Source organism: Micromonospora sp. NPDC050397 (assembly GCF_044901685.1).
Lineage (GTDB): Bacteria > Actinomycetota > Actinomycetes > Mycobacteriales > Micromonosporaceae > Micromonospora_G.
In genome coordinates this window covers 862,086-879,695 of sequence record NZ_JBJDPS010000002.1, presented here as the reverse complement: position 1 = coordinate 879,695, position 17,610 = coordinate 862,086, and the positions used below count along the sequence as shown (strand labels likewise).

Annotated in this window: 15 protein-coding genes and 1 pseudogene; 5 read left to right on the top strand and 11 right to left on the bottom strand. The window is 70.5% G+C overall.

All coding sequences use genetic code 11. The features are described 5' to 3' along the window. From ACI2K4_RS10115 to ACI2K4_RS10080, 8 genes and pseudogenes are all read right to left on the bottom strand, one after another. The coding region (locus ACI2K4_RS10115; protein ID WP_404510107.1) for a hypothetical protein at window positions 1-848 on the bottom strand (848 nt) is incomplete at its 3' end. Window positions 849-944: 96 nt separating this feature from the next. Continuing rightward, a complete protein-coding gene (locus ACI2K4_RS10110; protein ID WP_404510106.1) occupies window positions 945-1,559 on the bottom strand; it encodes an ATP-dependent Clp protease proteolytic subunit in 615 nt (204 codons plus the stop codon). Window positions 1,560-1,839: 280 nt separating this feature from the next. After that, window positions 1,840-2,097: pseudogene (locus ACI2K4_RS10105) on the bottom strand (helix-turn-helix domain-containing protein); the annotation flags it as partial. A 2-nt stretch (window positions 2,098-2,099) separates the two neighbouring features. Then, complete coding sequence (locus tag ACI2K4_RS10100; protein ID WP_404510105.1) at window positions 2,100-3,566, bottom strand: phosphatase PAP2 family protein; 1,467 nt, start codon at window positions 3,564-3,566, stop codon at window positions 2,100-2,102. Between the two features lie 175 nt (window positions 3,567-3,741). Then, a complete protein-coding gene (locus tag ACI2K4_RS10095) occupies window positions 3,742-4,842 on the bottom strand; it encodes a YihY/virulence factor BrkB family protein (protein WP_404510104.1) in 1,101 nt (366 codons plus the stop codon). Further along, window positions 4,835-5,827 carry a diacylglycerol/lipid kinase family protein gene (locus ACI2K4_RS10090; RefSeq protein ID WP_404510103.1) on the bottom strand — a complete coding sequence of 331 codons (993 nt, stop codon included), beginning with the start codon at window positions 5,825-5,827 and terminating at the stop codon, window positions 4,835-4,837. Before ACI2K4_RS10090 ends, ACI2K4_RS10095 begins: the two co-directional genes overlap by 8 nt. A 170-nt stretch (window positions 5,828-5,997) precedes the next feature. Next, entirely contained in the window at window positions 5,998-7,134 is a 1,137-nt protein-coding gene (locus ACI2K4_RS10085; RefSeq protein WP_404510102.1) for a S1 family peptidase, read from the bottom strand. Between the two features lie 184 nt (window positions 7,135-7,318). Further along, window positions 7,319-7,714: a Clp protease N-terminal domain-containing protein gene (locus ACI2K4_RS10080; RefSeq protein WP_404510101.1), complete on the bottom strand. Its 396-nt coding sequence runs from the start codon at window positions 7,712-7,714 to the stop codon at window positions 7,319-7,321. Window positions 7,715-8,007: 293 nt separating this feature from the next. Here ACI2K4_RS10080 and ACI2K4_RS10075 point away from each other — a divergent pair, with 293 nt between their 5' ends. The 4 genes from ACI2K4_RS10075 to ACI2K4_RS10060 all read left to right on the top strand — a co-directional run bounded on the left by ACI2K4_RS10075 (window position 8,008) and on the right by ACI2K4_RS10060 (window position 14,094). Next, window positions 8,008-9,312, top strand: a complete 1,305-nt coding sequence (locus ACI2K4_RS10075) for a DNA sulfur modification protein DndB (protein WP_404510100.1) — start codon at window positions 8,008-8,010, stop codon at window positions 9,310-9,312. A 527-nt stretch (window positions 9,313-9,839) separates the two neighbouring features. After that, window positions 9,840-10,679 (top strand): universal stress protein, encoded by an 840-nt coding sequence (locus ACI2K4_RS10070; protein ID WP_404510099.1) that lies wholly within the window; start codon window positions 9,840-9,842, stop codon window positions 10,677-10,679. A 92-nt stretch (window positions 10,680-10,771) separates the two neighbouring features. Continuing rightward, entirely contained in the window at window positions 10,772-13,153 is a 2,382-nt protein-coding gene (locus tag ACI2K4_RS10065) for a phosphoketolase (protein WP_404510098.1), read from the top strand. A gap of 32 nt (window positions 13,154-13,185) precedes the next feature. Then, complete coding sequence (locus tag ACI2K4_RS10060) at window positions 13,186-14,094, top strand: universal stress protein (protein ID WP_404510097.1); 909 nt, start codon at window positions 13,186-13,188, stop codon at window positions 14,092-14,094. Window positions 14,095-14,136: 42 nt separating this feature from the next. On the opposite strand, the gene ACI2K4_RS10055 is transcribed toward ACI2K4_RS10060, so the two are convergent. Further along, complete coding sequence (locus ACI2K4_RS10055) at window positions 14,137-14,676, bottom strand: serine acetyltransferase (RefSeq protein WP_404510096.1); 540 nt, start codon at window positions 14,674-14,676, stop codon at window positions 14,137-14,139. A gap of 105 nt (window positions 14,677-14,781) precedes the next feature. After that, a complete protein-coding gene (locus tag ACI2K4_RS10050) occupies window positions 14,782-15,453 on the bottom strand; it encodes a FadR/GntR family transcriptional regulator (protein ID WP_404510095.1) in 672 nt (223 codons plus the stop codon). A gap of 285 nt (window positions 15,454-15,738) precedes the next feature. Between ACI2K4_RS10050 and ACI2K4_RS10045 the strand changes: the two genes are divergently transcribed. Then, window positions 15,739-16,209, top strand: coding sequence for an aminoacyl-tRNA deacylase (locus ACI2K4_RS10045; protein WP_404510094.1), 471 nt, complete (start codon window positions 15,739-15,741; stop codon window positions 16,207-16,209). A gap of 28 nt (window positions 16,210-16,237) precedes the next feature. Here the strand turns inward: ACI2K4_RS10045 and ACI2K4_RS10040 are convergent, their stop codons facing one another. After that, complete coding sequence (locus ACI2K4_RS10040) at window positions 16,238-17,497, bottom strand: nitrous oxide reductase family maturation protein NosD (protein ID WP_404510093.1); 1,260 nt, start codon at window positions 17,495-17,497, stop codon at window positions 16,238-16,240. Window positions 17,498-17,610: the final 113 nt, after the last annotated feature.

Genomic DNA, 17,610 nt, shown 5'->3' with positions numbered 1-17,610 from the left:
CACCAACCGAACCGCACCCCACCCGCCACCACCCGACCCAGGTAGACCAACCCGAGCCAGAACAGCCGCAACAGGTCCCAGAGCCGGTGGCCACACCAACGGATCATGCGACCGACCGGGAGCGCCAGGGTCAGCCACAGCCAGCGCAACGTGAGCCCGACCGGACGCAGCAGGTAACGGTAGACAAATCTCCCCACCACCCCGGCCAACCACCAACCGAACCGCACCCCACCCGCCACCACCCGACCCAGGTAGACCAACCCGAGCCAGAACAGCCGCAACAGGTCCCAGAGCCGGTGGCCACACCATGCGAGCGCGGCGAGCAGCATCCGGCCGAACGCCCGTACCGACGGGGAGAGCAGCCGGTGCAGCCAGGCCAGCGGCGCCAGGACGAGGTGGCGTACCAGCCAGGTCGACGGGAGCCAGAGCAGGTGGCGCGCGACCCAGGCCAGTTGTCCAGCCAGCCAGACCAGCGGCAGCCAGATCAAATGCCGGGCCGCCCAGACCAGGGGCAGCCAGATCAGGTGGCGTGCGGCCCAGAGCGCCGGCATCCAGACCAGGTGGTGGGTCACCCAGGCGACTTGCCTGGCCAGCCACACCAGCGGTAGCCAGAGCAGGTGGCGCGCGATCCAGACCAGGGGGCGCCACAGCAGCCGGTCGGCGACCCAGCCGAGCGGGCGGACCAGGTAGCGCAGGAGCAGTCGACCGATCAGCCGAATCGCGGCCAGGAACAGGCCGAGCGGCACCAGGACGAGGGCGGCGAGGAAGCGTACCGGCAGTTGGATCCAACGTGGCACGTCCGGTTCCAGCGGCGGCACCGCCTCCGTGTCCACCTCCGGTCCGGCCATCCGCAGGACGCTAGTGGTCGGGCGACACCGACCCATCCACCGATCGGTCGTGTCCGGACCGACGGCGGGATGGTCCGGATCGGAACGCGGAGTTCGTCACGAGGCGACCGGGCCGGAATCGGGAATCTGGCCGACGCTGGTGATCACGTGGTCGATCATTCCGTACGCCTTCGCCTGCTCCGCCGTATACCACCGGTCCCGGTCGGAGTCGCGGGTGATCTCCTCGACCGTACGCCCGGTGTGCCGGGCCAGCAGTTCGTGCGTCGTCTGCTTGACGTGCAACATGTTCTCGGCCTGGATGGCGATGTCGGCGGCCGTGCCACCGAAGCCGCCGGCAAGCTGGTGCATCATCACCCGGGCGTGCGGCAGCGCGTACCGCTTGCCGGCGGTGCCGGCGCAGAGCAGGAACTGGGCCATCGAACCGGCGAAGCCCATGGCGATGGTGGCGACGTCGTTCGGCACGAACTGCATCGTGTCGTAGACCGCCATGCCGGCACTGATCGAGCCGCCGGGCGAGTTGATGTAGAGCGTGATGTCACGGGCCGGGTCGGCGGCCGAGAGCAGCAGCATCTGGGCGCTGATCCGGTTCGCCGAGGCGTCGTCGACCTCGGTACCGAGAAAGATGATCCGTTCCTGCAGCAACCGGTCGTAGACCTGGTCCCCGAAGGACGCCTGGGTTTCGGCCCGCATCCAGACCCCGAACCCGCTCATGGTTTCCGCCTCCCGCTCGGCCGGCGGGCGATCCGCTCGCCCCGGTAACCGACACCCGCAGCGTCCCCCGCCGGCCGGGCCGGGCGGAATCGATTCTGCTGTGCGGAAATCCGCTGACAGCGCAAGCGGCTCGGGGCGTGCGCCGGGCGGTGGACGGAGAACCGGCCCGGGGTGGCGTGACCGGACGGACCGGACGGGCGGGCTCGATCCGGGACAGCTCGTCACGTACGTGTTCGAGCAGTTCGGCCAGGTGCAGTCCGAGGCTGCGACAGATCGCGGCCAGCACCTCCGAGGAGGGCTCCTTGCGACCCCGCTCGATCTCGGAGAGGTACGGCACCGAGACGCCCGCGGTCCTGGCGACGTCCCGCAGGGTCCGGCCCTGCCGCAACCGGATCCGGCGCAGCACCGATCCGATCAGCCGGCGCAGCAGCGGGGTCGGCGTGGCGGCCGGGCCGGTGCCGGTCGGCACCCGGCGGGCCGGAATCCCGGCGCTCGAACCCGGGACGGTGACTGGTGGCACGCTCTGCTCCGGACCCATCCTCATGCCGCCACTCTAGTCAGCTCCCGCTCCGGTTCGGGTGCCGGCCGATCGTCCCGTTCCAGGTCCGCGTTGGGTCGGACCACCAGGTAGAGCAGGCCGACCCAGAGCACGGTGAGCAGGATGGCACCGGCAAAATCACTCGGATGGTGCATTCCCCGGTACATCCGGGAGAGCGCGACACCGAGCGGCATCACCACCGCCGCGACCACGGTCAGCCACCGCCACCACCGGTCGCTACGGGGCAGCACCAACACCGCGATCGCCAGGTAGAGGCACATGGTGGCGGCGATGTGCCCGGACGGGAAGGAGGCCGTCGGCAACTGCCCGTCGAGATGGGCCACCGCGGGTCGGGGCCGGTCGACCGCGCGGGCACTGGCCAGGAAGAGCCCCAGCTCACCGAACATGGTCAGGGCGACGAAGAGCACCGGGCGCCAGCGGCGCCAGACCGCCAGCAGCAACGGACAGAAGATGAGCGAGACCAGCAGGATCGCGTGCGTGTCGCCGGCCTTGCTCCACCCGTAGCTGATCCGGTCGAGCGTCTCCGTCCGGTGTGCCTCGAACCAGCGGGGAACCTCGGTGTCCAGGGTCGCCACGAAGGTGTCTCCGGCGTGGTAGCTGACCAGCATGCCGAAGCCGTACAGGGCGCCGAAGACCAGCACCCAGCCGGTGACCAGCTCGGCCGTACCGGCGAGTGGGTGCGGCAGCAACCGCTCCCGTGCCGGCGCCGGCCTCAGGTCGTGCCGGGCCTCCGGCTCCAGCCCCTCGGTCAGCGCGGGCGCCGGCCGGCCACGCTCGCGCCGCCAGAGGCGGAAGGCGTACCCGGTGACCGCGAGCCAGGCCAGCCCGAGCAGCCAGCCGCCGAGCACGTCGGAGACAAAATGTACGCCGAGCGCGATCCTGGTCAGCCCGATCGCGAACACCAGTACGGCGACGAGCCCGATCGCGAGGCCACGCCACCGGGGCCGGACGGCCGGCAGGAAGACCAGCAGCAGGGCGCCGTACGCGACGATCGAGCCGAGCGCGTGCCCGCTCGGGAAACTGTTGCCCACGCCCGTCGCCACCGGTACGTCGACCACCGGGCGTAACCGGCCGACCAGTGCCTTGAGCGACGGGTCGAGGGTCAGTGCGCCGATCCCCGTGACGACCAGGTAACCGGCGAGCCGGCCCTGCCGGCGGATCAGCAGCCCCACCACGGCGACCGTGACCAGCCAGACCATGATCGGCCGACCGCCGAGGTCGGTGACCGCGCGCAGCACGGTCACCAGTGGATCGTGTGCCGCGACGAGCTGGTTGAACCAGGCCGCCACCCCACTGTCGATCCGCCGCAGCGGACCCCACTCGACCCGGACCAGCATCAGCAGCAGGGCGAAACCCGCCCCGGTGCCGACGATGAACACCAGCCCGGCCAGGCTCCGTTCGGTGAACTGCCCACCTGGCCGCCGCAGCATCTCCTTGACCGCGCCCACGCCCGCACCTCCTCGATGCCTGGCGTGCTCGATACCCGGTCGGCGGAGGCGGTACACCGGATCCGGACCGGCGGGACCGACTGCCGGTCAACCGCCGCGTCCACGACTGCCGGTCGGGCGGCGTTGTCGTCCAGGGGCAGCCAGTCAGGCGGTGTTGTCGTCCAGGGGCAGCCGGTCAGGCGGCGTCGTCGTTCACGGCGGCCGGGGCGGCGGCCCGGGGCGCCACGTCCACGGCCGGGGCGGCGTCCCGAGCGGCCGGGGCGTCCGGGGCGTCCGGGTCGGCGTCCGGGGCGGTACGCGGCAACGGCACGTCGCCGTGCCCCCGGGGGCGCCAGCGGTCGGGCTCGGCCGGCTCCGGTACGCCGACGCGCAGCGCCTCGAGCTGGGCGCTGAAGGCCAGGCCGCCGAGGAGTGCGATGCCGGTCAGGTTGGCCCAGAGCAGTAACGCCATCATGCCGGCCAGTGCGCCGTACGTCTCGCCGAAGTTGCCGCTGAACCGCACGTACGCGGCGAGCAGCACGCTGGCCAGCCACCAGAGCGCGGTGCCGAGCGCGGCGCCGAAGAGCAGCCAGGACAGGCCCGGCTGGTGGCGACGCGGGGCGTAGCGGAACAGCACCGCCACCGCTAGCACGGTCAGCACCAGGCTCAGCGGCCAGCGCAGCACGTTCCAGACGGTGTGCACGGTGGGGTCGACGGCGTAGTAGCGCCGTACCGAGTCGCCGAGCGGGCCACCGCCGACCAGGATGAGGAAGCCGAGCAGCGCCGGCACACCGGCACCGACCGCGAGCACGGTCGCGCGCAGGTACTTCAACAACGCCGGCCGGTCCCGCTCCACCCCGTAGATCCGGTTCGCCCCGCGCTCGATCTGCGCCATGGTGCTGGTCAGCGCGACCAACCCGGTGATCAGACCGAGGGTCAGGGCCAGCTCACCGGCGTCCTCGGTGCGCTCGGTGTCGACCAGCAACTCCTGCACCATCGCGTCGCTCTGGCCGGGGGTCAGCGCGACCACCGTGTCGGCGACGACCCGGCCGCCGTCCTCCACCCCGAGGTCGCTGATGAGCCCGGTGAGCGCGATCAGGAACGGCACCACCGCCAGGCAGAGTTGCAGGGCGGTGGCCCGGGAGTGGCTGAAGCCGTCGCCGTACCGGAACCGGATGAAGGCGTCGCGGAGCAGGTGCCAGCCGCCGTACCTGGTCAGGGTGTGCCAGGCGTCGTCGGCGGAGAGTTGGTCGTGTGCCATGAGCTGCGTCTCCGGCACCATCCGGGTACTACTCACCGCTCACCCGTTCCGCCCGACGGGCGGCTCGCTGGGTGACCGCCACGGCGTCCACCGCCAGGTCGGGTGCCCCGGCCGGGCGCGGTACGCAGAGCCAGAGTGCCTTGGGCCGGACGTGCACCCGCAACGCGCGGTCGGGGGCGATCAGGTCCCCGTCGAGCTGCCTCGGCTGCGGGCGGGCGCTGGTGATCTGCACCCGCCGGCAGCGGAAGACCTCCATCCGGGGCACCCGTTCGTGCCGGGCCAGCACCGCCCAGATCAGTACCGCCCAGTGCCCGATGGTGCGCGGGGTGAGCACGGCGACGTCGAGGTAGCCGTCGTCGGGTTCGGCGTCGGCGAGCAGTCGTACCCCGCCCTGGAGCCGGCCGACGTTGGCGACCAGCACGGTCCGCGCCCGGCGGCGCAGCGGTGGCCGGTCGTCGATCCGGATCGAGACCCGCATCGGCCGGTCGCGCAGATGGCGTACGGCCCCCATCAGGTACGCCGGCCAGCCGATCCGGGCCTTTGTGGTCTCGGAGGTGGCGGCGAGCATCTGGGCGTCGAAGCCCATCCCGGCCATCACGGTGAACACCTGGTCGTTCACCACTCCGACGTCGAGCAGCCGGCGGCCCCGCTCGATCGCCACCTCGATCCCGGCGGCCAGGTCGGTGGAGAGTCCCAGGTTCGCGGCGAGCAGGTTCCCGGTCCCACCGGGCAGGACGGCCATCGCCACGTCGGTGCCGACCAGCGCGTTGACGCAGGAGAGGATGGTGCCGTCGCCGCCGCAGACGAAGACCACCTCGACCCCGGCCTCGATCGCCTGTCGGGTCTGCCCCTGACCCGGGTCCTCGACCGTCGTCTCGTACCAGAGTGGCTCCGCCCAGCCGGCCTCGGCGAGCGCGGCGCCGACCGTACGGCGCAGCTCCTGGACGTCGACCTTGACCGGGTTGACCACGACTGCGGAACGTACCCCGCCGTCACCCCTGGTACCGCTTCGCTGCCTCACGGGCGTCAGTGTGCAGCAACTCGTCACGGCCAGCGACCCGACGCGGCGTGAGCTTTCCCGCAACGGAACAGGGTTGCGGACGGGCCGGCGTGGGTACGCCGGCCCGTCGCACTGGTTCTCGTCCGGTCGGGCACCGCGCGTCGTGGGGGAACGCGCGGGCCGTCACCGGGTCAGCCGAGGACCAGACTCAACCCGTACGCGGAGAGGATCTCCCGGAGCGGCTGGAAGTAGGTCGTGCCGCCGCTGGAGCAGTTGCCCGAGCCGCCGGAGGTGACGCCCTGGCCCTGGTTGCCGCTGAGCCACGAGCCGCCCGAGTCGCCCGGCTCGGCGCAGGCGTTGGTCCGGGTCAGGCCGCCGACCGAGCCCTGGGAGTAGCGGACGGTCTGGTTCTTCGCCTGCACGGTGCCGCAGCGCCAGCCGGTGGTGGAGCCGGAGCGGCAGATCGAGGCGCCGACGGCCGACTCGGTCGAGCCGCGTACGGCCACGGTGGTGCTACCGCTGTAGCGGTTCACGATGCCGCGCGGGACCCAGTTGGCGTTGGTCCGGACGAAGGCGTAGTCGTTGCCGGGGAAGGACGAGCCGGCGAAGCTGCCGGCGGCGACCCGGTTGGAGCCCTGGACGGCCTGGCCGGTGGTGCCGCAGTGCCCGGCGGTGACAAAGCCGCCGGCGACCGAGAAGCCGATCGAGCAGCGCCCGCCGCCGATGTAGAAGGCGTCACCGCCCCGGATGTCGTAGTAGGTCTGCGGCACCTCGGCCGAGACCGCGACCCGGACCGCGCCGGCCGGCGCGCCGGTCGTGGCGGCAAAACCGGCCGCCTCGGCGACCCCGTCCGGGGTGGCCTGGACAACGACGGTGTTGGTGGTGACGTCGACGTACCAGCCGGTGACCGACTTCGGCGCGGCGGTGCCCTTGGCGTCGAGGGTGTCCTTGATCGCCGTCAACGCCGCCTCGCTCCGGGCGACCAGCTTGGCCTGCGCGCCGGTGGCGCGTACCCGCTCGGCCGCGGCGGTGTCGGTGACCGCGACGACGACCTGGCTGCCGTCGGCGAGCCAGGCGCCGCCGAAGCGGCTGCCGAGCGAGCCGCGCAGCGACTCCTCGGCCTTGGCGGCACGGTCGTCGGCGGCGAGCCGCGCCTGCGCCTGGTCGGCGCTGAGGCCGAGGTCGCGCTGCATCGCGTTCAGGATCTCCGCGGAGACGGCCGGGGCCGCCTCGCTGGTGGGCTTGGCCGAGGCCGCCTGCGGCACGGTGGCGAGCATGCCGGCCGCGAGCAGGATCGCCGCCGCGACTGAGGAGGATCTGTACTGCATTGACGGGTCCCTTCGATCGGGGGGGGGTTGAGGGACGTTGTCCGCGCTCCGGCCGGATCCCGGCCCGGTGGGGCAACGCCGTCAGTGCGCTCACGCTAGCCCGAATCAATCGAAGGAAATACATATCCTCCGTGTCATATCTTGTCGCCGGAGCACCACCGCTGTAATGCCGCGTCCGGTCCGGTCAGGCCACCACGCCGAGCGAGTGGACCGTACGGCGACGCAGTTCGCCGAGGTCGAGGCCGGCTCGGACGAGAATCGCCGTGCCCAACCCCTCCCCCTCGCGCAGCAGGCCGAGCAGGATGTGCTCCGGGGTGATCTCGTCGTGCCGGAGCCGGACCGACTCCCGCAGGGCCAGCTCCAGCACTTTGCGCGCCCTCGGCGAGAGCCGGGTACGGGGCAGCCGCCGCCCGAACAGCGTGCGCCGACCCGGCAGCGGCGGCGCCTCGAGCGCGCCCTCGCCGAACGCACCCTCGACGCTGGCCCGCACAGCGTCCAGGTCGATGCCGATCGACCGCAACGCCTCGGCGTCGGTCTCACCCAGTTCCCGCCGTTGCATGCCGGCGACCTCGGTCCGCACCCGCCCGGCGTCGAGTCCGGCCCCGCGCTGACATCACCCAGCCTCCGCGCCGGTGCGTCGAACGCCAGCCCGACAGCAGCCCAGCACCACGCCCAGGCAGCTCAGCATAAAAGGTCACCTGACGCTGCCGATGGAGCGGCAGGGTTCTATGCACTAATTGTCTGATACAACGGCCGACTTAGGGCTTAAAACCAAAATCAGCACGCCAGCTTGACAATTAGCAAGCAGTTTCCATACCTTTGTCGCGCACGTCGTCCACATTGGATCTTGGTTACTCGAAAGGAAAGTTATCTGTGACTAACGCCGTCGACTCGTCGACCATCGCCGTCGACTCGTCGCGCCTCTCCCTGGTACGCGAGGAATCCACCTACCTGGCGATTCGCACCAGCCAGGGCGGCCGCACCGTCTACACGACGCGCATCCCGCTCGCCGACCTCTCGGTCATCCTTCCCATCCCCGACCCAGCCAAGCCAGATCCGGACAACCGCAAGGTTGACATCAACCACGCCAAGGGCTTCGGCCAGTACCTCGCCGACAACCCCCGCTGGGTGGCCCCTGCCCTTCTCATCCGCGACACTGGCGGCTGCCGCTTCGAGACGATCAGCAGAGACGGCTCGGTCGGCTATCTCACCGTCCCTTGGTCCATCGGCGGCATCGGACGCCTGATCACGATCGACGGCCAGCACCGCATCCTCGGGGTCCACCTAGAGAAGAAACGCATTACGGACGAGGTTTCCCGCATCGACCGGGAGATCCACCGCGCCAACGAGACCAAAAAGGCGAAGCTGGAGCAGGACCGCGAGGCCCTGATCGGCCGAATGCAGCGACTCAAGGACGAGTTCGTCGGCATCGACATCTACGTGGAGCCCGACGGCGTCAGCGGCCAGCAGATGTTCGTCGATGTCGCAGACAACGCCAAGGGGATCTCCGGCGCCGTCCGGGCCCGCTTCGACACATCCCGCATCGCCAACCGCACCCTCAGTGACATCGTCACCCACCCCCTCTTCCTAGGCAAGATCGACATCGAGCGGGATCGGATGACCTTGGTCAACCGAAACCTGATGGGTGCTAAGCACGTCGCGGACATTACGCGGGCCGTCATCGCCGGTCCCGGCGGCCGTGTCAACAAAAAGGTTGAATCGCTAACCGACAACGAGGTCATCGAAAGCGTACGCGGCTTCCTGGATGTCATCTCCATCGCGTTCACCGCGCTTGCTGAGATCACCGAGGAGGACGTGGACAACTACGATCCCTCGCTCTCCGAGAAAAAGAAGAACGAGCCGCCGGCGCCCCCCACGAAGGCCATGAGGCTGCGGGAATCCTCGCTTCTAGGCTCGGTGGGCATGCTCCGCGTCCTAGGTGGCGTCTACCGCAACCTGCGAGAAGACGGGGTTGAGGACGGTGACATCCAAGAATTTTTCAAGCGGCTCGACCGGCACATGACTGCCCCGGTCAGCGAGGACAGCGTCTGGCGCACCACGGCCGCAAACGAAGACTTCGAGCCAAACGCTTCCGCTCCGATCATGCGCCAGCAGAACGTCGTGCATCTGACCAAGGTGATGACGGACTGGTACAAGAAGGCGCCGGTCGCCATCTGATCCACCAGCAGCACAGGAGCCCCCTCCCGCATCTCCCGTGGAGGGGGCTCCTTCTACGCAGGCAGACGCGCTCACCCCGCCCCGCTGGCCATCCGCGTCCGGGTGGTGGCCCGAAGCCGTCACATCCCCCAACGAGGTTCAGGAGGAGGAAGAGCCCACGTCGAAGTTCATTCTTCCGTACACGAGCGCCCAGCACCGCGACAGCGGGCAGGACCAGTCACGAGCGGGAGGATGCCTGCCCACTCCCGTATGCCCTCGGGCATACGGGTACTCACGCAAACCAGGGATGGTTGGCAGGACGCAGGCACAGAACCAACCCTCCCTGCTCGTCGCGCCGGTTCAAGCTAATCTCCCCAGCCTGCCGTAAGTGATCATGCCGCTGTCGGCGCAAGTACTGCACAACCGTTGCTAGCCTGGCCGATCCCGCTGCCACATACGGAGATCGCCACTACTGTCGGTTGCGAAGGGGCGGTCACCGGTGTCCCGTCCGCCGCCCGACGCACCGGCTCGGCCCGGAGGTGAGGACGATGGCCTTGGCCGCCGACGCCCCGGTGGTGGTCGGTGTGGACGACTCGACACAGAGTTTGACCGCCGCCCGGCTTGCCGCCAAGGAAGCGGCGGCACACCACCGGCCGTTACGGATCGTGCACGCCTTCAACTGGCTCGCCGACCCGTCCTCTCCGCTCGAGGGCGAGTTGCGTGACCCGGCCGAACGGCTGCTGAATCGGGCGGCCAGAGCGGCCACCGAGGCCGAGCCGAACGTCCGGCTCTCCTGCGCGCTGATCGAGGGGCCGGCGCTCACCACCCTGCTCCGGGAGTCCGGCAGCGCCGCCCTGCTGGTGATGGGCGACGGCGGGCTCGCCGGCCAGACCGCCGTACCGATCGAGGCGCTGTCGGTGCAGATCGCCGCCCGAGCCGGATGCAGCGTGCTGGTCGTCCGGGAGCAGTCGCCACCGGCCGGGCCGGTGCTGGTCGGCATCGACTGCGGCGCCGGTACGCCAACCGCCCTCACCTTTGCCTTCGACGCCGCCGCCTGGCGCCCCGCCGAACTGGTCGTGCTGCGGGTCTGGGAGGCCGACGACCCGTCGGAGGAGCCCGACCCCTCGGTGGCCGAGGAGCTCGCCGAGGCGGTGGCGCCCTGGCAGGAGCGGTGCCCGGAGGTCCGGGTGACCCAGCGGGTCCGGGCCGGCGACTCGAAGCAGATCCTGCTCGACGAGTCGCGCGAGGCGGGCGTCGTGGTGGTTAGTATGCGCGGGGAGCAACCCTCGCGGAGCATGCTCGGCGCGCTCAGCCAGACGCTGCTCTACCACTCCCCCGCCCCGGTGGTGATCGTCCGCACCCCGCACGAGCTCTACGTACAGGCGTGAGCGAGCGGGACGGTGGGCGCGGACGGGCGAGGTTCGCGGCAACATCCCGGTTCCGGCTGCGCGCACGGCCGAGTCGCGAGAGTCTGAGGCCGATGGAGACCGCCGTGGACCCGCACGCCTCGCTGACCGACGACGAACTGCGTCGGCTGAACGCGTACTGGCGCGCGGCAAACTACCTGACCGTCGGCCAGATCTACCTGATGGCCAACCCGCTGCTGCGCGAGCCGCTCGCCCCGGCACAGCTCAAGCCCCGACTGCTCGGGCACTGGGGCACCAGCCCCGGGTTGAACCTGGTGTACGCGCACCTCAACCGGACGATCGTCCGCCGCGACCTTCAGATGATCTTCGTGACCGGGCCGGGACACGGCGGCCCGGCGATCGTGGCCAACACCTGGCTGGAGGGGAGCTACAGCGAGCGCTACCCGGCGGTCTCCCGGGACGAGGTGGGAATGGAGCGGCTCTTCCGGCAGTTCTCCTTCCCCGGCGGCATCCCCAGCCACGTGGCGGCCGAGGTGCCGGGCTCGATCCACGAGGGCGGTGAGCTGGGCTACTCGCTGATGCACGCGTACGGCGCCGCCTTCGACAACCCCGAGCTGATCGTGGCCTGCGTGATCGGCGACGGTGAGGCGGAGACCGGTCCGCTCGCCGGAAGCTGGCTCTCCAACGTCTTCCTCAACCCGGCACGCGACGGCGCGGTGCTGCCCATCCTGCACCTCAACGGCTACAAGATCGGCAATCCGACGGTGCTCGACCGGATCCCGCACGAGGACCTGCTGTCGATACTGCGCGGCTTCGGCTACCACCCGTACGTGGTGGCCGGTGACGAGCCGGACCGGGTGCACCGGGAGCTCGCCGCCGTACTCGACCGGACCCTGGACGAGATCGCGGCGATCCAGCGCCGGGCCCGGGGCACCGGCGTGGTCGAGCGCCCCCGGTGGCCGATGATCGTGCTGCGTACGCCGAAGGGCTGGACCGGCCCGCACGAGGTCGACGGTCGACCGGTCGAGGGGACCTGGCGCGCCCACCAGGTCCCGCTGGCCGGGGTACGGGACAACCCGGAGCACCTGGCCCAGCTCGAACGGTGGCTGCGCGACTACCGGCCCGAGGAGTTGTTCGACGCGACCGGCGTTCCCGTACCGGATATCACCGCGCTGGTGCCGCAGGGTGACCGGCGGATGAGTGCCAACCCGCACACCAACGGCGGCCAGGTGCTGCACGAACTGGACCTGCCGGACTTCCGGGACTACGCGGTGGCGGTGCCGGAACCCGGCGGGACGATAGCCGGGGCGACCACCCCCACCGGCCGCTGGCTGCGGGACGTGATCGTGGCCAACCCGGACCGGTTCCGCCTCTTCGGCCCGGACGAGGTCGCGTCCAACAAACTCGACCCGGTCTTCGAGGCCACCGACCGGGTCTGGCTCGCCGAGCGGCGTCCCGGCGACGACCACCTCTCGCCGGACGGACGGGTGATGGAGGTGCTCTCGGAACACCTCTGCCAGGGCTGGCTGGAGGGTTACCTGCTGACCGGTCGGCACGGGGTCTTCACCAGCTACGAGGCGTTCATCCACATCGTCGACTCGATGGTCAACCAGCACGCCAAGTGGCTCAAGACGACCCGGGGCATCTCCTGGCGTCGGCCGCTGCCGTCGCTGAACTACCTGCTCTCCAGCCACGTCTGGCGCCAGGACCACAACGGCTTCTCGCACCAGGACCCGGGCTTCATCGACCACGTGGTGAACAAGAAGGCCGAGGTGGTCCGGGTCTACCTGCCGCCGGACGCCAACACCCTGCTCTCCACCATGGACCACTGCCTGCGCAGCCGGCACTACATCAACGTGGTGGTCGCCGGCAAGCAACCCGCGCCGAACTGGCTGGCCATGGACGAGGCGGTCCTGCACGCCCGGCGCGGGCTGGGCATCTGGGGCTGGGCCAGCACGGACCAGGGCGCGGAACCGGACGTGGTGCTGGCCTGCGCGGGTGACGTACCGACCCTGGAGACGCTGGCCGCCGCCGACATGCTCCGCCGGCACCTGCCCGAACTACGGGTACGGGTGGTCAACGTGATCGACCTGATGCGGCTCCAGTCCGAGGTGGCGCACCCGCACGGTCTGCCGGACGCCCAGTTCGACACCATCTTCACCCGGGACAAGCCGGTGATCTTCGCGTACCACGGCTATCCCGCGTTGATCCACCGGTTGGCCTACCGGCGGACCAACCACGCCAATCTGCACGTACGTGGCTACCAGGAGGAGGGGACCACCACGACGCCGTTCGACATGGTGATGCTCAACCAGCTCGACCGGTTCCACCTGGTGGTCGACGTGATCGACCGGGTGCCCGGCCTGGCCGCGCGGGCCGCGCACCTGCGGCAGACGATGATCGACATCAGGCAGGAGGCCCGCGACTACACCCGCCGCCACGGCGAGGACGATCCCCGGGTCGCCGAGTGGCGCTGGACGGGGACCCGGAGCTGACCGATGGCTGGATGTGCACCCGGAGCTGACCGATGACCGGCAGACCGATCCTGGTCGGCTACGACGGCTCCGAGGGGGCGATCCGGGCGCTCGACTGGGCCCTGGACGAGGCTGGTCGGACGGGCGAGCCGGTCCGGCTCGCGTACGCCTTCGAGTGGATGACCGCCGCCACCTGGCTCGGCCCCGGGCCGGGTCCGGGCACCTGGCCGGACGAGACCACCGAGCGTGAGGTGGAGCGTCTGGTGGCCGAGGCGGTGACGCGGGCGCTCGACCGGCACCCGGAGCTGACCGTACGCGGGGAGGTGTTCCAGACGCCGGCCGCGATGGGGCTGCGGGACCGCTCCGCCGGCTCCTCGCTGGTGGTGCTCGGCAGTCGCGGGCACGGTGGCTTCACCGGACTGCTCGCCGGATCCACCACGATCGCGGTCAGCGCCCACGCACACTGCCCGGTGGTCGTGGTGCCGGCGAACGCGGGTCCCACCGACGACCGCCCCGGCGACGCCCCGACCCGGGAACGGATCGTGGTGGGCACGGACGGTTCGCCGTACGCCCAACTCGCGCTCGGTTGGGCGATCGAGCGGGCGGCCCGACGCCGCGCGCCGGTGCACGTGATCCGGGTCTGGACCGGGGCGGCGACCCGGTGGCGCCCGGCCGACCCGGAGCACGACGGGCTCTCCCGCGCCGAGCAGGATGCCCTGGACCAGCAGTTGGCCGGCTGGCGGGAGACCTTCCCGGACGTCTCGGTCACCGGCGAGGTGGCGGTCGGCCAACCGGCCGGCGTGCTGGTCGAGGCGAGCCGGGAAGCCCGACTGGTGGTGGTCGGCAGCCGGGGTCACGGCGGGTTCACCGGCCTGCTGCTCGGCTCGGTCAGCCAGCAGGTGCTACAGCACGCCGCCTGCCCGGTCGCGGTGGTCCGCGAGTTGCCGCAGGTCGACGCCTGACGCACGTCTCGACCACCGCCGGGCAACCGCCTGGCGCACGTCTCAACCACCGGCGAGCAGGGGATGTCCCTGGTCGCCGTCGCCGAGTCGGTCGGCGGCGGGGAGGCCGGTGACCACCGCGCGGGGGCCGACCGCCCGGCCTCCCTCGGGTACGTCGTCCAGCACCGTCGCCCCGGCGCCGATCTTCGCGCCCCGCCCGATCACCACCGGACCGAGCACGGTGGCACCGGCGCCGAGGGTGACCTCGTCACCGATCTCGGGTTCACCACTGTGGTCCCGCCGCCCGATCGTCACCTGGTGGTAGACGCTCACGTCGCGGCCCAGCCGGGCGTCGCGGTGGAAGACCAGGCCGTACGGGTGGAACAGGCGCAGCCCGGGACCGCAGGAGAGTTCGCGGGGCAGGTCGCTGTTCGTACCGAGCCGGATGACCAGAAGGTTCAACAGCTTGTACGGCACGGTGCAGAGTCGACGCGTCAGGGTACGGCGGGCGGCTGTCCACTGTCCGAAGCGGAAGACCGACAGGACGAGCCGGACCAACGGATCACGATTCCGCCGAAAGTCCTGACGAAGGGTGTCGAACATGATGCAGAGCGTAGGACTCCCAGGTCATGACCTTCGGCCGAACGACCGAACGGCATCGGTCAGAAATACGACACCGCCCCTCGTTTCGGGCTTCGGGGACGTACGTCAGAGGGCGCGGCGTAGCCAGTCCTCGACGCCGGCCACGTGCACGGTCGCCCAGGACCGGGCCAACTCGGGTTGCCGGGCGGCGATCGCGTCGAGGATCGCGGCGTGCTGCTCGCGGGTCCGCGCCACCGCGCTCTCCTGGGTCAGGCCGCGCCAGATGCGGGCCCGGGTGGTCGGACCGGAGAGGCTGTCGATCAGGGAGCAGAGCACGTCGTTGCCGGCCCCGGCCGCGATCTGCCGGTGGAACTCCAGGTCGTTCGCGACCAGCGCGTCGATGGTCGGCTCACCGCCCAACCCGTCGAGCAGCGTACGCAGCTTGGCGATCTCCTCCTCGGTCATCCGCTGGGCGGCCATGGCGGCGGCGGCCGGCTCCAGGATCCGGCGCACCTCGAGGAACTGGAGCACCGTGTCGTCCCGGTGGAAGTCGACCACGAAGCTCATCGCGTCCAGCAGCAGACCCGGGTCCAGGCTGGTCACATAGGTGCCGTCACCCTGTCGTACGTCGAGCACCCGGATCACCGAGAGTGCCTTGACCGCCTCCCGCAGCGAGTTGCGGGACAGTCCCAACCGGTCGGCCAGGTCGGCCTCCTTCGGGAGCCGATCGCCGGGGCGGAGTTCGCCGGAGACGATCATTTCCTTGATCTTGTGAATCGCTTCGTCGGTGAGCGCCATGCTCGTCCCCTCCGGCCCGCTCGGACAGTCAGCACACAGGAACCAGCCTGATACATCCGATGTCTACCAGCCCGTTGAACGCTTTCACAACCACTGTCGGTGATTAGCGCGGCGAGGCGCTCGTACGGCCACTGAGCCGCCGGTTACGGCCACCGCGCCGACATCGGATGGATTCGCGGTGGTAGCGCTCCATCTATACCACCGGCGACGGGTTCGACCGGTCGGCGACACGGGGCACCCCACGGCAACGGGGTGGGCCGCCGATCGCCGGAGTAGGGTTCGATCATGACCGGTCCCGCCACCGACGCGCTCGACTCCGCCGCCGTCACCCACGAGGTGATCCGGCACGGCCCGGCGGGCAGCGTCGCCGAGGCCGCCGGGCAGCTCGGCGTGGCGGTCGCGGACGTGGTGAAGACGATCGTGATCCGTCGGGGCGACGACGACTACGTCTTTGTCCTGGTACCGGGTGACCGGGTCATCTCCTGGCCCAAGCTGCGTACGCTGCTCGGCGTGAACCGGCTCGCACTGCCGGACGCGGAGGCGGCCAGGAACGCGACCGGCTACGAACGCGGCACCATCACCCCGTTCGGCTCGACCACCGCCTGGCCGGTGGTCGCCGACGAACGCGTACGCGGCCGGAGGATCACCCTCGGCGCGGGCGTACGCGGTGTCGCCGTCGCCCTGGCGGCCGACGACGCGCTCGCCGCCCTGGCCGCCACCGTCGCCGACGTGACCGAGCCGGAGCCGGCCCGGTAGCTCACCGGGCCGGCTCCGCACCGGGTTGTCAGGCCGCGCAGGTCACCCCGGAGCACTGGGCGACCTGACCGTTGCCGCTGGCCCGGTTGCCTCCGCCGTCGGCGTTGCCGGGGGCGGCGTAGACACCCCAACCGCTGTTGTTCCGGGCGACGTTGCGCCGGACGGTGTTGCCAGCGTTGCCGACGAAGACACCGTCCCCGTTGTTGGCGCTCGCGGTGTTGCCGTCGAGCAGGTTGCCCGCCGTCTCGGTCCCGCCGGCCACCTGTATTCCGGCGCCGTTGTTGCTGTTCGCGGTATTCGTCAACAGCCGGTTCGAGGACGAGTTCTGCAATTCCACTCCACTGCCCAACTGGGCGTTGGCGACGTTCGACTGGAGCAGGTTGCCATTCGACCCGATCAGCTCGATGCCACTGGCGTTGGGCGCGGTCACCCTCAGGTTGTTGCCCCGTACGGTGTTCCGGTGGGCCAGGTCGAGCAGGATCCCGGCGTCGCCGCTCCCGGAGACCCGGTTGTTGAGCACCTGGTTGTCGTGCGCGTCGGTGAGCAGGATGCCCGCGTCACCGCTGCCGGTCACGGTGTTGTTGTCGACGGTGCTCAGGTCCGAGCCCCGCAACGCCAACGCCGCGTCACCGTTGTCGAGGAGGGTGTTACCCCGCAGTGTCACCCGTTGGGAGTCGACCACCTCGATCCCCCGGTCGCTGCTCCCGGTGACCTGGTTGGTCTCGACCGTGTTGCTGGCCGACAGCTCGACGTAGATGCCGTCCCGGTTGTCCCGCACCGTGTTTCCCCGCACGGTGTTCCCGGTCGAACCGGCGAGCACCGCGATCCCCCGTTGTGACTGCGAATCAAGTACGTTGCCGACAACCCGGTTGTTGTTGTCGGCGTTGACCAGCTCGATCCCGGCGACCTCGTTGTGCCGGGCCGTGATCGCGGTGACCAGGTTCTGGGTGGTGCCGGAACCGAGCCGCACCCCGTGGTCGAACTCGGCGACCGCCCCGTTGCGGATCGTCACCCCGTCGAACCCGTCGTTGCGGATGCCCACTCCCAGCCCGACCCCGTCGATGGTCCTGCCGTTGAGGTTGAGCACGATGTTGTGCGCACCGATCACCAGCCCGTCACCGGGGCAGTCGACGAGGTTCGCGGTGACCGTCGTACTCGCGGTGACCACCGCTCCGCAGCTCGGCGCGGCCAGCGCGGCCCCCGCCGGCAGGGCCAGTACGACCGGAATCGCGACCAGCCCGCCGAACGCCACCCCCACCGTCCGTCGTAATGCACGAATTCTTGTCATGATGGCCCGCCTCCAGATGGTTTCGCCGGAACACGTCACACCGAATTCGCCGAGGAGCGGCGCGACGCGAATAGCTGGAAACCTATGGAGCAGGCCAGTTCCAGGTCAATGCA